This is a genomic window from Bradyrhizobium sp. U531 (assembly GCF_051710265.1).
In the GTDB taxonomy this organism is placed as follows: Bacteria; Pseudomonadota; Alphaproteobacteria; order Rhizobiales; family Xanthobacteraceae; genus Bradyrhizobium.
This window is the reverse complement of record NZ_JASVEN010000009.1, coordinates 71,877-86,496: the sequence shown is the minus strand read 5'-3', so window position 1 is coordinate 86,496 and position 14,620 is coordinate 71,877. Positions and strand designations below refer to the sequence as shown.

Sequence of the window (14,620 nt, the reverse complement as noted above, 5' to 3'; positions counted from 1 at the left end):
CAGATTCTTGGTGCGATCCCTTCTTCGCGGAAACTGTCCTAGATAGGGGAGCTGTGGCCCTCAGTGCTTTCCGTCACTGGTGAGTGCCATAACGATTGCCTGTTCTGAAATTTACGTAAGTGCCACCCCGATGCGATGACCCAGAGCCCCCGGCGAAGCTCCCTCCATGACTGCTCGTGTGATGTCCGCCGCCATAACTAACGCGGCCACCATGTGATCCGCCGCGTGCGGAGGCTTGCTCGTTGAAGGCCAAAACCATCACTAGCGTGGCCAAGATTCCCAGTGCCTTGGTCATCTGCTGCTCCAATTTTTTGAGATCTAACATTCTGGCAAAGCTAGGAGATTGTCGTTGTAATAGCCGTCCGCGTACGTGCGGACGTATTTGCCATTGGGACCGTTCACGACGCCCACGTCAGCGCGCTTGCTGTTGACCATCGTAAAGAAGGTGTTCGATCCAGATTCTATCGAAACGATCACATCCGCTCTCGGCCATTTCCAACCCGGGCCTCCGAGATGGGTGATGCCCTCATGAGGATCATTCCTTGGCTGCTTATTGATGCAGGTCACTTGGACATCGGCCATAGAAAATCCTTCCTGAAAAATGTTAATCAGATAGCAACCGTAGCGTGAGGGCAAGCTTGAATGCAGCGTGCGTGTGAGACTTTGGATCTACGGGAAAATACGGGTGCGCACCAAAGCAGATTGGAATACCGTGACACTATCCGATGTTGAAACACCTGCGCGCAGCCGTAGGGCCATGCGGGGAGTAATGCCGAGACGCCAGCCGACCTCCCACCTCCTTGAGTCCGCTAATGGCTCTTATCGGACTCCAGCGGTAGTGTTGATCGCGGCCACATCACCGAATGAGCGTGCCATCGAACGGAGCCATTCCAGAGGCGTAGCGGAGAGGGGCACCGGGACCGAGATGAAGGCGCACCACTTCTTTGCCATTGGTCTCTCGAAGCGTGCGCACCTCGAATACGACGCCGACCACGACGGTTTCGAGGTGCGCCATGGTGTTCGACATGCCAGCTGGTCAAAGGCTTTTGCTTGGAGAACCAGGGGGAACTCACAATGCAGAAGGCGATCGAACGGGTCATGGAAGCATACACTCTTATGGCGACACTTCCCCCCGAGGAGGCCGACGCCTGTGCGGGGCTGACAGCCCACTTGCGGGGCATGACCGGAGACGTGCGGCGTCGCCAATGATCCGTCGCCTTCTCAACCTTTTCCGACGCCAGACTTCTGAAGGGAAGCGCGCGAGATTCTTCAGGATCTCTGCGCAATCTCAATCAGATTAGGTGAACCTTCTCATTTTACTCGCGACGTACAGAAGTGGGGCCAAGAAAATGGGAATTGCGGTTTGCGGAAAATTGCAGAACAGCTCGAAGCCAACGAGCGGCGTGCGCTTCAACTCCTGACCGACATCGCTATCGCACTGCTCTCCGCGGGTCTTGCCGTGGATATTCTGCGCGTCTGGTCTGGATGAGTCAGCGGGCGGGAGGCTGGTCCTTACGAGTGATCGAAACCAATCGCTGCGTTGCGATCGATCGCCCTTCCGACCTAGCGTCATACTTGACGGCAAGGTCGAGCAGCCGCTTTTTGGTGAAGACGTCCGCACGGTCGGCAAGTGACCGGCACCGGTCGGCCATTTCCTTCAGATCTTCTTGTCTCATGGCTTGGCACTTACTACGCTGACAGGCGATTCTACGCAGTCGGTCTATTGTATTCAAGTCAGTTGCGTCGCGTATGGTTAAATCCATGCCGGGCTTCATCAAGCCCCAGCTCGCCACCCTGAAAGCCCGAGCTGCTTCAGGGGAGCAATGGATTCACGAGATCAAGTACGACGGCTACCGGGCCCAGATCCAGTCAACGGCGGCGCCAAGATCTACACCCGTAACGGTCACGACTGGATGAAGCGGTTCTTGGCAATCGCCAGTGCATTCAAGCTCAAAAGCCAGACCATCTTTGACGGCGAGATAGTCGTTGTCCATGAAGGCCGAACCAACTTCTCCGAACTCCAGGCCGATCTCGCAAAAGGCCGTCAGAACAGGATGCTGTTCTATGCGTTCGACATCCTCTACCACAACGGCGAGGATCTTCGTCCGAAGGCTCTGCTATACCGCAAGGAGGTCCAAAAGAGCTGATCGCCATGCTCGATCCTCCGATCCTGTACAGCGAGCACCATGACGGGGACGGGCAGGAGATGTTCGAAGCCGCCGCCCGCCTGAAGCACGAAGGCATCTTTTCTAAACGTGCTGATGCTCCTTGCCGATCGGAGCGCACGGAAGCTTGGCTCAAGATAATGACTGCCAGAAGGGCAAATTCCCCGTAGTCGGATTCGTCAAAGACCCCACAGGTGTGGCCGCTCTTTAACCTCGGCAAGAAAGAAGGGAAGGATCTCGTCTACATGGGCAAGGGCGGGACGGGCTGGAGCCGGACGACCTCAGCTCAGATCCGCAAGGCGCTCGATACTGTGATGAGCCCCAAACAGAAACTAACAAAGGTTATAAAGAGACCGAAGGCCACTCGGGTTGAGCCGAAGTTGTTTGCCGAAATCGACCGCGACATCACTGCTGCGCGCTAGTGCTTTCAAGTGCCTGAAAAGGTCTTGATTTTTGAGACGCCCCAAATAATTTCGCCCTGGGGCGGGATGCTGCAGGGAGAGAGATCTTGAAAAAGCGTCGTCGTGTTAAGCACGAAAAGTCATTTCAAGAGCGCCTGGCCGAAGAGGCCCAGAACTTCAGGGAAGCGGCTGAGAGGGCGACCGGATCTCAGCGCGAATTGTACCTGAGACGCGCCCGGCAAGCCGAAACAGCCTCGAAGATCAATAGCTGGCTGAGTTCACCCGGCCTCCCGCAAGAGATGGCGCGGCGATAGGAACAGCTCAGGTCATTCAGCGTTTCTAAACTAGACTGGCAGACAGGGCGGATGTACCTCTGATGCTGATAGGGGCCCTCGGTTCGCCGGGGGCCCTTTGCGTATGGGGATGAAATGCCAACAGAACCTAATGGCCGCGAACCGGAAAAATCCGAAGACGACATTCAGCGTGAGCAGCTTGGTCCGCGTGGCGTTCCGGGCAAGGAAAGCCCCGCCAAGATGACGCCTCAACGGGAGAAGAAGACGCCTAAGGATGCCGATCCCGGTCACACCGCTTAATTGTGCTCCCAAAATCACTTAAGGCACGAATGAGGACAATGTTTCGAATAGGAACATTGGTTCAATCCGAGGATTGAAAACGTGGCGGTCGCCGTGCTCGCGGGAAGGCCGTCTGCGCGCGGTATGCCTGCGATCTTTGGAGCAGGGCCCGCGCGCTTTTACGTTAGCAAGATCTTTTTGATCTCCTGGCCGTCTTCCGTGACAACAACGATCGCATTCCCGTCGCGCGCCAAATGAGGCTTCTCGGTCACGAGGTGCTGCGCCAGCTCTCGGCCGCGTGCTATTGCTTCGGTTTGGTCAGCGAAATCCCGGCCGAGGACATCATGAGCGGGTGTATCGCCGACGAAGTTGAAAAAGTATCGGGGCATGCTCCATCCGGGTTGCACAGGCCGGGAATGGGTAGTTGTCAGCGCGTACCGATGCGTTGATGTCGCGGGCAGAAACCGGAAAAATGCTCCGCGTCCAACATCCCCATTGCGTCCGGTTGTCACCCGGCAAGTGCAATGGACAACTCGTCATCATCGCACTGGTTGCTAAAAAGCCCGAATTGTTGCGGCGCTGGGGCTTAGCTTTGGGCACCCTTCGATGGTGCGTGCTCTCGAAGTTGGCGCTCCAGGTCGATCGCTTGATCAGCGTTGTAGGCACGTTTCAACAGAGAAGACCGCTCGTCGCCTAGCGGCTTTTGCTCAGCCTTCACACGCATGTCCTGAGCGAACTGTGCCAGTCGCGTTTCTAGGGTATCGGTTTGCTTGAACCGTCGGCGTTTCGTTGCCATCGCATTCCTCCGTCTTTTGCATTTTGACGGTAGGCTAACGCGCCAAAAGATATCCTATCAAAAGATACGACGCTCGTGTTTTTTTGAGAAGTTGCAGGGATGATGGCGCCCTTTGCGCAAATTGCTCAACTTACTCATAGCCAGTGTTGCGTCGACAATCAGTGCGGAAATCCCGCAACCTAATCGTAAACTTGACCTGTAAGCATGACCCTGCCTCGTTGCGGACCTCAATCGCCATACTGCGCAGACCTTTTGCAGGGGGGAAGGCATGCACGGCATCGCGCGCCACGTCGGCGAGAGACTTCGCTGCTTCGGCCTGAACGGCGCGCAAGTCGGGCAACTCTAGTCCTTCGTCGTCAATCGAAAGAACGCCTTCATCGAGCAAATCGAAAAAATAGGGCGGCATGCCAAACATCCTCTCGTCGGAATGCATAGGCAGGCATCCGGCCGCCAAAAGCAAATCACAGGTCCAGTGATGAAGCACTCCCGGGGCACTACGGAACGGTCGCGCTGGCCTGGCATTGTCGGGGGGCGGCTTGGCTGACTTGGAGTTCGCAAATCTCATCAGCTTTGGAAAACTGCTCTGTGCAGTAGTGCACACGCCAACTTTCATTAAGAGGAATAGTCTCCCTTCGGTGAGACGGGAATCGGACAAGCGGGTTTTGGAAGAACGCCTTGCGCGATGTCGCAACCTCGCCAGAGTGTTTCCCGTCGGTGAGACAGCAGAGCACCTCGGGGAGATCGAGGCTGAACTGCTTGACGATCTCTGCGCTCTCGAAGCGTCGTGGTAGTGGGGGTTGCGTCCTTTCTTCGATTGCCGATCTGTCTATCAGTCAAAGATCCTCGCGTAGCCCCTTGAAGAATGGATGCCTCACTTTGCCCTCCGCGGATTTGGCGCGATACTCGATCTCGGCCAACAGCTTGGGCTCGACCCATATTCCCTTGTGCGCGATGCGCTTGGCGTAGGGCTGGGTTCTTCGGACCAAGGGCTCGAGGCGACGGCGGAGTTCCGCAGCAGACGTTTTGTCGAATCCATGGTCTACCTTTCCGGCATAGACCAGATCTTCGCCCTTGCGGCGCGCGAGGTACATACCGTCCCATTTGCCGCCATCGAGCGCGAAGCCGGCGATCGTCAGCGTCTCCCGCTGGGCGCAGGTCTTCTTGACCCAATTGTTTCCGCGTCCACTCGCATAGGCGCTATCTTTTACCTTTGAGACCACTCCCTCAAGCCCGACCTTGCAGGCGTGCGCAAACATATCGCGGCCATCGATCTCGAAGCTTTCACTGAACTGGACGCGGCTGCCGGCAATGATCTTCTTCAACGCTGCCTTGCGCGCGACCAGCGCGACTTTGCGCAGGTCGCGGCCGTTGAGAAAAAGCAGGTCGAAGGCGACCAGAACGATCTTGTCGGAAGTGCCCTTCAGCTCCTTGATCAACACCGCAAAGTCCGTGGTGCCGTCGGCCGCAGGCACGACAATCTCCCCGTCGATAACGGCTGAGCTCGCTTTGATATGCCGGGCGTCTTCCGCAACCTTCTTGAAGCGCTTGGTCCAGTCGTGCCCGCGGCGCGTAAATACCGTAATGGCCTCGTTGGCAAGGTGCACCTGGACGCGATAGCCGTCGAACTTGATTTCGTGGATCCATCTTTCCCCGGAAGGGACGCGATCCATTGCGGACGCGAGCGCCGGCTCGATGAAGCCCGGGAAGGGCGCCTTGTTACCAAGCGCTTCCGGCTTTTTCCGCTGGAACGCCATAATTAGACAAGACGCAGGCTGAACTGTCGCAGATCCTGCGCAGCGTAGCGATCGACGAACTCCTGCAAATGAGAGGGGACGTCGGCAAGCTGCAGATCGCAGCGACGCTGGATTTCGCACGCAATGTCTTCCGAGACGTCCTCGGACCAGCGCTCCGAGACGTTGAACGCCACAACCTTGATTGGCCGGCTATACTCGCCAGCGAGCAGATCCCGAAGGACCGTCTCGATGTCCGTGGTCTCGAGGTCGGCTTCGCGCCATGCGCGTCCCGCGCGTCCAAAATCGTCCGCGACAAGATAGACAGTTGGCTCGTCCGCCGGGACAATCGACGGGGTCCATCGAGACTGACGCATACGCAACTCCTAAAGAACCGCGATTCAATTTGACATAGCCTGATTCGTTCCCGAGGCTGTCGAGGTCAAAGGGAGAGCAGAATGGCCGTCAACAAGCCGACTGGTGATAACGCGCGCAAGGGAGCGGTCAAGAAACGCTCGCAAACCAAGACGACGATCGGAGGGGTCTCGGGTTGGACCAAGCGCGACAGGGCATCCGGGGAATTCATGGCGGTCAAGAAGCCTGCGAAGGCGAAGAAGGCCACCAAGAAATTCAAGGGCGTCCGCGTCGAGAAGAGGAAGGCTAAAGCCAAGACAACGAAGAAAAAGCGTTAGGCTCGAGCATTTCGGCGCGCCATGGATGAACTCCGATAGGAGGGGACGACGCCGACTGGACGGTGTGCGCGCCTCAGTCCCAAGCAGCAGACGTTGACAGGGCAGTCCTTCGGGAACCGAACGGTGGTAGTCGGGTTATCGGACGTCTTCTGCAGTTCTATCGGGACGACATGACCAAGCAGCGTCTTCGAGTGAAACAACAGCGCTCTCTAGAAGATCGGTTGGCCGAGCTTGCCGCTAACCTGAAGGAGCAAGCCGCCAGACTCCCTGCGGGTGCAGAGCGCGATTCCCTGCTCAAGAGAGCCCGGGTTGCTGAAACAGGCGCGCATCTGTCCGACTGGCTGACTTCCCCGGGCTTGCAGCCTCCGAATTAAGCTTGGAACTATTGTCTACTTTGGTACTTTGGAACCTCGCTCTATGTGCGAGGTGAGTCGTGACGGACCAGGATTCCCCGCCAACGCCAATTGGGCGACCGCCAGCACCGTCCTGCTTGGTTTGTAAAACGCCCGCTCGATACACGACGAGCGTTTTTGACATCAAGCGAGACAAGCAAGTATTGATTTATCGGTGCGATAGCTGCCGCGAAGAGATCTGGCTGTAGAGATGCAAACGGCGGCGGAATGCCGAAAGCTGGCGCAGGAGTATAAAACCCAGGCCAACTCTCCGGGCTTGTCCCAGAGGATGGCCACGGTTTTACGAAATTTGTCGCGGAGCTTTGCTGCGCTGGCAAGTCAGTATGACATGTTAGACCAAATAGCCCAGGAAGAGCGGAGCACGATCAAGAAATAGCGGCCGCCGTGGCGAGTAAGGCGATCCGTTATTGCCGTGCCCCACAGTGACTGGAAAGCTCATCCCGATTACTCGCACAAAAAAGCCCCAGCCGTTGATGGAACGGCCAGGGCTTCTCGCACGGGAGGTCATCTGTCGGTCGGGCAGATGCTAAGGGATAATTGATTGGGTCGAACGTCGTTCCCATTGAAACTGAAAACTCGGAACGGTTTCGCTAAGGGGAGGGCCTCAGGCACTGTCTCGCCCGCTAAGGCGTAGTCACCTTGCGAAACCACTACGCAGCACGGCATGCCGGCGAGACTCCCATCGTCAGTTTGGGCGACCGAGCGCCATCTATGGCACGTGAGGAGGCGCCTCGGCGAATCCGGTCGTCAAGCGCCGATACTCGATCCCCTCGCGTGAAGCTTGGTACGGTCGCCGGTCATTTCTTCCACATAGTCGTCTATGGCCCTCACGAGCTTGTCGACGTTGGCGCGGCCATCTTTCCTGCCGAACACAAGATAGCGGCGCAGCCGTTCGAGTTCTCCAAGATCTGCCACTATTGCATCCGCCCGAGCCTGGTCCCCGAGCTTGCGCATGTGCTCCTTGTGCCACGCCTTCGCTGCCGCTCTGTTCTCCGTCTTGGTCATCGTTCAAAGATAGAACCGAGTCGAGGCAGCGACTAGCCGCTGAGGCTTGTGGGTCTGTGCGGGCCGATCGCAACTGATTGGTCAATCCTCACCAAAAGTCGCATTCTCATGAAGTTTCGAAATACCGAATTTCGGTTGCTCCGTCGGGCAAAACAGGAGTTTATAGGGCCCTGGCTCTAACTCAGAGAGGACCAGCGCAAATGGCCGACGAAATCGAGACATCCGAGCTGTCAAAGATCGCGAAATTGAACGGAGATTTCAAAAGGAACTACGGTCCTCTCCTTGGCGCCTTTCTGTATCTGCGCTCGATCAGCGCCGCACGCCGTCGTTCCTGGTTTTGGTCTGCCGTAGCGACGGTGGCAGGTTCGTTTGCGGTCGGCTGGATCGGAAAGCACAGTCCATCTTGGCTTTCAGGTTGGTTGGGGTAGGGTTCGATGGAGGCCAACGATGGAGCGTTTCCATGGGAACTGCGCTCGCCGTCCAGAATGCCAGGTTGCCCCGGCGACGCGAAAATGACCCCCGGGCGGCGCAATACATCCGAATGTCGACAGATCGACAGCAATACTCGGTTGCAAATCAGAAGGCGGTGATCGCGAGTTACGCCGCGGAGCACCGGCTCGAGATCGTGCGCTCATACATCGACGAAGGCATTAGCGGCCTAAGAATAAAGAACCGCCCTGGCCTTATCGATCTGCTGAACGACGTGCAGTCTGGAGCCGCTGATTTCGCCAACGTGCTGGTGCGGGACGTCAGTCGCTGGGGTCGATTTCAGGACCCAGATGAAAGCGCCCATTACGAGTTCATCTGCAAGCTGGCTGGCGTGAAGGTAATTTATTGCGCGGAAGTCTTTGAGAACGATGGAAGTCCGATTTCCAGCCTTTGGAAAAATATGAAACGGCTGATGGCAGCCGAAATGAGCCGCGAGCAATCGGCGAAAGTTTTTGCGGGACATTGCCGGATCATGGGTCTGGGCTACCGGGTCGGAGGTCGGCTGGGCTTTGGGTTGCGGAGGGAACTGGTCGATGTAACGGGCAAATCGAGAGGCTTTCTCGAGCGTGGAGAGAGCAAGGCACTTCAGACCGATAGAGTAGTGCTACGAGCCGGATCGCCCGACGAAATTGCGATCGTAAGAGGCATATTCGAAAGCTTCGTCGGAGGAAAAGGGGAAACCGCCATTGCCCGCGAGTTGAACGACAGGGACGTTTTCAACCATCTCGGCATGCGGTGGGATCTCCAGATGATCGGTCGTATCCTTCGTAACGAAAACTACATCGGCAACACGGTCTATTCTCGGACATCTAGCTATCTCCGGCAACGTCGGGTCATCAACGTCAAGGCCAAGTGGATCCGTAAAGAGTGCGTTCTTGAGCCAATTGTATCTCGGAACGTATTCGATGCCGCTCAGCGGATTATTGAGCGTCGAGTACGACAGCAAATTTCGTCCGACCTATTGCTCAAGAAGTTGCGTGTTCTGCAGCTCCGGCTAGGCACTTTGTCGGCAGATAAGATTAATCGGGCCAAGGGGATTCCCTGTGCTGCGATATATGAGCGCCGCTTCGGCAGTCTTCGCAAAGCATATGGGCTAATCGGTTTCACTCCTCCGGGAGATTACAGGTACGTCGATACGCGCGGCGATCGCTTGAACTTGGTCCAGCTATTAGCCAGAGATATTGGTGCGAGCGTGCCTGGTGTGAGCTCCAATCTAATCGCCGAGAGGACAGGGGGCTGCTTAGCCGTACAGGATGGGTCCTTCGTATCATTGCGGGTCATCCGGTCCTGGCAGCATTCCCAACGGCATTGTCCCGTCTGGACATTGCGACGCAGCTCCAAGCAGCATTCGGGGATCGTCATTGTGGTCAGGTTAGATGAGCAGAATGCGGCTCCCCTCGACTATATCCTGACGTCAAAAGACCGCATCCCCGACCGGCCGACGATAATGACCGAGGCGGACATCAAGAAACATTATCGGTGCAGGTTTAAACGTCAGACGGACGTGATCAGCGAATTGAAGCGCCGAATTAGCCGCTAGGTCGCGCATTCGTTTTTATACGACTGGGATTCCCTAAGCCGCCCAGGCGGGACGCATCCGCCTTCTTCACGATGCCGGTAAAATAGAAGACGCAGTCGCGCGTTAGCTCTTTGTGGTCGCCTTGAGTGAACACGATTTCAAGACCCGCCGCATCAATCATCTCCCGGAAGGTGTCAACGGTGGATCCGCGATTATTCTCCTGCAAGACGATCACGCCATCGTCAGCTAAATAAGGATGTATCGTGTTGAAGAACTCCCGGTGGATAGCTCAATCGGGGTCGTGCGCGCGAATATCGCCTTCGTACTGGTCGATGAAGTGGGGCGGATTGCTCACAACCAAGTTCCATCGCGCGCTTTTCGGTATGCTCCGCAGATTGTTGGACTCGTAAACCGAGGCGCGATCCTCAAGGTGGTTGAGCTTGATCGTGTTCTTGCAGCGGGTTACCGCCGCGGGAGAGCTGTAACAGTCAATGCGACCGGCAGGCCGCCCAAGACGACAACGGCGATCTTGTATGCAAGGTCGTTACGCATGGCTGAATGCTACCGCAGGTCAACGGAGCGTTAGGTGCAACTTGCACGCTTCGCCGATTGGCGCAGGGGCTCGCCATAGATTTTCGGCTTCCCCGCTCGGCTACCCTCTACCGCTCGCCGGCGAAAGGCTAAATTTGAGTAAGCGCAGCTGGTCCGCCTGGATCGTCTTCGATCCAGGATAGGAACGGCAGGGCGACGCGAAGGTTGGCCCGCATGCACTTCTATTTCGATTATAAGGACTCCGCCGGCGTCATCATTGACGACGACGGGGAAGACCTTCCAAGCATCGCATCAGCCCGCGACGCCGCCATGAGATATTTGGCGGAGGGGATACGCGATTATAGCCCGTCGGAGCTAACGGAGACGCTATCGGTCCTCGTGCGAACGACGGAGGTTCACGTGATGAGCGTGTCGGCGACGGTTCAAATCACCGCTGCAACGCCGATGGGGACAAGCAAAACTCTGTCTTGAGGAAAGAAGCCGAGATGCCCTTAACCGCCGACCCCTCCGGCCGCTTCGAACAAGCAAAGCCAGAAGCCATTCTGTTCGTGATGTTCAATGGTAACGATCGGATCGCGTGCAGGGTCGATTGGGCGGCTTTGCAGGATCGCGCAATGGCTGACGGCACTGAAGGGAACGACATCGCTGAGACGTTCAAACGACATCGGCATACGATCGAGCGAATAGCGAGCGATCAGTTCGACGCAGGCAGGCAGATGCCGGTGGTCAGATCTGAGCATCTCACGCCCTGACTCATCGGACTCTTGACGGCCTTCAACCGCTCCGAAGTCAACCGATGCGGTTTCGCAAAAAGGGACCGGGGACCGACCGATCGGCTATCAGGGCGATCAACAGTGCCAATCGTGCCGCACCTCAGCAGTAGGGATCGCCTGGAGGCGGAGGTTGGTCAGGAGAAGGTTGGTCAACATGCGCGACCTCGCCCGGCGAGCGGCCACTCGGATTGAAGTTGAACACGGTCGCGCGCGCCATGTCGGCAAACCCGCGCCGGATGGCTGAAGATCTCGAATTCGTTGCCTCGCGCGATCCCGACGACCGTGATACCGCTTGCTTGCGCCGTGCGTATGGCAAGTGCGGTAGGCGCAGACATGCCAACAACCACACCGGCGCCGATCGCCGCCGTCTTTTGTACCAATTCGACAGATATCCGGCTAGTTAGTATCACGGCGCCCGTGCGTCCGGACAGGCCTTCCACCGCGAGTGCGCCGGCGAGCTTGTCGAGCGCATTGTGGCGGCCCACGTCTTCGCGCACTGTCATGCTCATGCTGTCGGGCTGGAAAAAACCCGCCGCATGCGTGGCGTGAGTCGCATGGTTGAGGGACTGCGCCCCCGTAAGGGCTGCGATCGCTGTACCGATCTGTTCTGGTGAAAGGCCTGTCGGATGTTCGACGGACCGGACGGCCCGGCTCGCTTCGCGCAGGCTGTCGATGCCGCACAGGCCACAGCCGGTCGGTCCCACAAGCTGCCGCCGTCGCTCCTTCAACTGGCGTCCCGCGTCCGGTCTGAGCCATAGGCGAAGTTCGATGCCGTCGGGACCGGGAACGACGGTGAGTTCCTCGATCTCGCCGATGTCCCCGATGATTCCCTCTGTGAGGCTAAATCCCCGCGCGAGGTCGGTCAGATCGGCGGGACTCGCCATCAGGACTGCAATGGTCGTGCCGTCGTAGACGAGCGCCACCGGGCATTCCTCCGCCACGATGCGAGTATCGCGCGCGCCGCCCGACGTGAGCCGAGCCATCGCGACCGAGGCGAGGGCCGTTGAAGCGCGATCGCGTGCGCCGAATTGAATGCCGTGCATGAATGCTCGTCCTTTAGTGACGTCATGACGCGCGAGCCGAGGCAACGTTCCTAACCCTTAGGAACTTGCGATGGCAGCCCGGGTTTTGGCTGCAGGCCTACGGGTGCGGTCTAAGATCGAAGGAAGCGTCATGCGGCAAAAGGCCAAGGTCGAGAACTATGAAGCTCCGGCAGGCGGCTGGGGCTCGCTCAACGCCGTTGCTCATATCCTGACGCAGGAGGGGGTCGCCATCCTGGGCAGCGAAATCCTGCTCAAGCAGAATAAGCCCGATGGGTTCATGTGCGTGAGCTGCTCCTGGGCCAAACCGGCCAAGCCGCGACCATTCGAGTTTTGCGAGAACGGCGCCAAGGCGACTGCTTGGGAAGCGACTAGCAAGACCGTGACCTCGGAGTTCTTCGCGCAGCACACGCTGGCAGAGCTGCAGACCTGGTCGGATCACCAGCTGGAAGAGCAGGGCCGCCTGACCACGCCGATGCGTTACGACATAGGGAGCGACAAATATCTGCCGGTCGGTTGGGACGAGGCTTTTCGTGATATCGGCGCAGAGCTGACCCGGCTCGATCCCCGCTCGGTCGTGATGTACACATCTGGCCGCGCTTCGCTCGAAACCAGCTACATGTACCAATTGTTCGGTCGCATGTACGGGACCAACAATTTTCCCGATAGCTCCAACATGTGCCACGAAAGTACCTCCGTGGCGTTGCCGGAGGTCATCGGAGTTCCCGTCGGCACTGTGCTGCTGGAGGATTTCGAGACCACCGATTGCATCTTCTTCTTCGGGCACAACACAACGACCAACGCGCCGCGCATGCTGCATCCGTTGCAGGAGGCGGCGCAGCGCGGCGTGCCGATCGTGACCTTCAATCCACTGCGCGAGCGCGGCCTCGAGCGCTTCGTCAATCCGCAAAATCCGGTACAGATGATCGCCGGCGGCACGCGCATCAGCTCGCAATATTATCAGGTGCGGGTCGGCGGCGATGCCGCCGCCATCACCGGGATTTGCAAATGGGTGATCGAGGCGGACGACCTCGCCCGTGACAATGGGGCTGCGCGGGTCGTCGATGTCGCGTTCATTCAGGACCACTGTGCCGGCTTTGCGGAATTCGCTGCCTTCTGCCGGGCGCAGGGTTGGGAGGAGATCGAGCGCGCGTCGGGCCTCACCCGCATGGCCCTGCGCGAGGTCGCAGATACCTACATAGCCGCCAACGCCGTGATCGCCAATTACGGAATGGGCATCACCCAGCACAAGCACGGCGTCGAGACCGCGAAGATGATCATCAACCTGCTGCTGCTCCGCGGCAATATCGGCAAGCCCGGTGCGGGGATTTCGCCGATCCGCGGCCACTCCAACGTCCAGGGCCAGCGCACGGTCGGCATCTCCGAGAAGACCAAGCTGGTGCCGCTCGACAAGCTCGCCGAACTCTATCATTTCGAGCCGCCGCGGTGGGACGGGGTTTCCACTGTCGATGCCTGCGAGGGCATCCTGAAGGGCAACATTCGCGGATTCGTCAGTCTGGGCGGCAATTTTTTGCGCGCTGTTCCCGAGCGGTCATTGATGGAGCCCGCATGGTCCGGCCTTCGCTTGTCCGTGCAGATCGCGACCAAGCTCAACCGCACCCACCTCGTGCCGGGCGAGGTGACTTACCTCCTGCCATGCCTTGGCCGGATCGAGATCGACCGGCAGGAAAGCGGCGAGCAGGCCGTGTCGATGGAGGATTCGACGGCCTGCATCCACGGCTCGCGGGGGCAGCGCAAGCCCGTGGCCGACCATCTCCTATCCGAGCCGGCGATCGTTGCCGCGCTGGCGAAAGCGACCTTGAAGCCAAATCCGAAGCTCGATTGGGACGCATGGGTCGGCGATTATTCGAAAGTGCGGGACGCGATCGAGCGGACCTATCCCGACCAGTTCAAGGACTTCAACAAGCGCATGTTCGAGCCCGGCGGTTTTCCGCGGCCGCTTGGGGCTCGCGAGCGAAAGTGGAAAACGCCGAACGGCAAGGCGAACTTCACCGTTCCTAAGTCGGCCTTTGCGCCGCCGCCCGAGAGCGACGGCGTCTACGAGTTGATGACGCTGCGCGCTGATGGACAGTTCAATACGACGATCTACAGCGAAGACGACCGCTTCCGCGGCATCACGGGCGGTCGCTATGTCGTCTTCATGAACCCTGTCGACATGGAGGATGAAGGGCTGACATCGGGAGACACCGTCACGCTGGTGACGGAGGCGGGGGATGGCGTCGAGCGCAGCTTGGACGAACTTCAAGTCGTCCCCTACGGCATCCCGCGCAGGAGCCTTGCGGGATATTTTCCGGAGTGCAACGTTCTGATACCGCTTTGGCACTATGCGGAGGGCAGCAAGGTTCCGGCGGCCAAATCCGTTCCGGTACGCCTGTTCAAGGATACCATGGTCGAGACGGTGGAGGCCGGAGAGGCGCCGGTCTCGGCGTCGTGAAGCCGTTGGGTGACGACA

General features: G+C 58.3%; 18 protein-coding genes. 8 read left to right on the top strand and 10 right to left on the bottom strand.

Going from position 1 to position 14,620, the window contains the following annotated elements:
* Positions 1 to 318 precede the first annotated feature (318 nt).
* Positions 319 to 582 (bottom strand): DUF3892 domain-containing protein, encoded by a 264-nt coding sequence (locus tag QRQ56_RS31055; RefSeq protein ID WP_438745125.1) that lies wholly within the window; start codon positions 580 to 582, stop codon positions 319 to 321.
* 274 nt (positions 583 to 856) lie between these two features.
* On the bottom strand, positions 857 to 1,027 hold the full coding sequence (locus QRQ56_RS31050) for a hypothetical protein (RefSeq protein WP_438745123.1): 171 nt from the start codon (positions 1,025 to 1,027) through the stop codon (positions 857 to 859).
* Positions 1,028 to 1,823: 796 nt separating this feature from the next.
* Between QRQ56_RS31050 and QRQ56_RS31045 the strand changes: the two genes are divergently transcribed.
* Together QRQ56_RS31045 and QRQ56_RS31040 are read left to right on the top strand one after the other, a co-directional pair.
* Positions 1,824 to 2,147: an ATP-dependent DNA ligase gene (locus QRQ56_RS31045; protein WP_438745122.1), complete on the top strand. Its 324-nt coding sequence runs from the start codon at positions 1,824 to 1,826 to the stop codon at positions 2,145 to 2,147.
* Positions 2,148 to 2,359: 212 nt separating this feature from the next.
* Entirely contained in the window at positions 2,360 to 2,587 is a 228-nt protein-coding gene (locus tag QRQ56_RS31040; RefSeq protein WP_438745121.1) for a hypothetical protein, read from the top strand.
* Between the two features lie 730 nt (positions 2,588 to 3,317).
* On the opposite strand, the gene QRQ56_RS31035 is transcribed toward QRQ56_RS31040, so the two are convergent.
* The 5 genes from QRQ56_RS31035 to QRQ56_RS31015 form a co-directional block, all read right to left on the bottom strand.
* Positions 3,318 to 3,527, bottom strand: coding sequence for a DUF6894 family protein (locus tag QRQ56_RS31035; RefSeq protein ID WP_438745120.1), 210 nt, complete (start codon positions 3,525 to 3,527; stop codon positions 3,318 to 3,320).
* A gap of 197 nt (positions 3,528 to 3,724) precedes the next feature.
* On the bottom strand, positions 3,725 to 3,934 hold the full coding sequence (locus QRQ56_RS31030; protein WP_438745119.1) for a hypothetical protein: 210 nt from the start codon (positions 3,932 to 3,934) through the stop codon (positions 3,725 to 3,727).
* Positions 3,935 to 4,064: 130 nt separating this feature from the next.
* Positions 4,065 to 4,340 carry a DUF6894 family protein gene (locus tag QRQ56_RS31025; protein WP_438745118.1) on the bottom strand — a complete coding sequence of 92 codons (276 nt, stop codon included), beginning with the start codon at positions 4,338 to 4,340 and terminating at the stop codon, positions 4,065 to 4,067.
* A gap of 427 nt (positions 4,341 to 4,767) precedes the next feature.
* Entirely contained in the window at positions 4,768 to 5,688 is a 921-nt protein-coding gene (gene ligD, locus QRQ56_RS31020) for a non-homologous end-joining DNA ligase (protein WP_438745117.1), read from the bottom strand.
* Positions 5,689 to 5,690: 2 nt separating this feature from the next.
* Positions 5,691 to 6,041 carry a hypothetical protein gene (locus QRQ56_RS31015; protein ID WP_438745401.1) on the bottom strand — a complete coding sequence of 117 codons (351 nt, stop codon included), beginning with the start codon at positions 6,039 to 6,041 and terminating at the stop codon, positions 5,691 to 5,693.
* Between the two features lie 81 nt (positions 6,042 to 6,122).
* On the opposite strand from QRQ56_RS31015, the gene QRQ56_RS31010 reads away from it, so the two are divergent.
* Complete coding sequence (locus tag QRQ56_RS31010; protein ID WP_438745116.1) at positions 6,123 to 6,356, top strand: hypothetical protein; 234 nt, start codon at positions 6,123 to 6,125, stop codon at positions 6,354 to 6,356.
* 1,160 nt (positions 6,357 to 7,516) lie between these two features.
* Here QRQ56_RS31010 and QRQ56_RS31005 read toward each other — a convergent pair.
* Positions 7,517 to 7,723, bottom strand: coding sequence for a hypothetical protein (locus QRQ56_RS31005; RefSeq protein ID WP_438745115.1), 207 nt, complete (start codon positions 7,721 to 7,723; stop codon positions 7,517 to 7,519).
* Between the two features lie 251 nt (positions 7,724 to 7,974).
* On the opposite strand from QRQ56_RS31005, the gene QRQ56_RS31000 reads away from it, so the two are divergent.
* Together QRQ56_RS31000 and QRQ56_RS30995 are read left to right on the top strand one after the other, a co-directional pair.
* On the top strand, positions 7,975 to 8,202 hold the full coding sequence (locus QRQ56_RS31000; RefSeq protein ID WP_438745114.1) for a hypothetical protein: 228 nt from the start codon (positions 7,975 to 7,977) through the stop codon (positions 8,200 to 8,202).
* Between the two features lie 32 nt (positions 8,203 to 8,234).
* Positions 8,235 to 9,803, top strand: coding sequence for a recombinase family protein (locus QRQ56_RS30995; protein ID WP_438745113.1), 1,569 nt, complete (start codon positions 8,235 to 8,237; stop codon positions 9,801 to 9,803).
* On the opposite strand, the gene QRQ56_RS30990 is transcribed toward QRQ56_RS30995, so the two are convergent.
* Positions 9,793 to 10,017, bottom strand: coding sequence for a hypothetical protein (locus QRQ56_RS30990; protein ID WP_438745112.1), 225 nt, complete (start codon positions 10,015 to 10,017; stop codon positions 9,793 to 9,795). The two genes, QRQ56_RS30995 and QRQ56_RS30990, sit on opposite strands and share 11 nt — an antisense overlap.
* A 530-nt stretch (positions 10,018 to 10,547) precedes the next feature.
* Between QRQ56_RS30990 and QRQ56_RS30985 the strand changes: the two genes are divergently transcribed.
* Together QRQ56_RS30985 and QRQ56_RS30980 are read left to right on the top strand one after the other, a co-directional pair.
* Complete coding sequence (locus QRQ56_RS30985; RefSeq protein ID WP_438745111.1) at positions 10,548 to 10,805, top strand: DUF6894 family protein; 258 nt, start codon at positions 10,548 to 10,550, stop codon at positions 10,803 to 10,805.
* A 14-nt stretch (positions 10,806 to 10,819) separates the two neighbouring features.
* A complete protein-coding gene (locus QRQ56_RS30980) occupies positions 10,820 to 11,086 on the top strand; it encodes a DUF1488 family protein (protein ID WP_438745110.1) in 267 nt (88 codons plus the stop codon).
* Positions 11,087 to 11,256: 170 nt separating this feature from the next.
* Here QRQ56_RS30980 and fdhD read toward each other — a convergent pair whose 3' ends face one another.
* Entirely contained in the window at positions 11,257 to 12,090 is an 834-nt protein-coding gene (gene fdhD / locus QRQ56_RS30975; RefSeq protein WP_438745400.1) for a formate dehydrogenase accessory sulfurtransferase FdhD, read from the bottom strand.
* A 190-nt stretch (positions 12,091 to 12,280) separates the two neighbouring features.
* Between fdhD and QRQ56_RS30970 the strand changes: the two genes are divergently transcribed.
* Positions 12,281 to 14,602, top strand: a complete 2,322-nt coding sequence (locus tag QRQ56_RS30970) for an FdhF/YdeP family oxidoreductase (protein ID WP_438745109.1) — start codon at positions 12,281 to 12,283, stop codon at positions 14,600 to 14,602.
* The last annotated feature ends 18 nt before the right edge of the window (positions 14,603 to 14,620 follow it).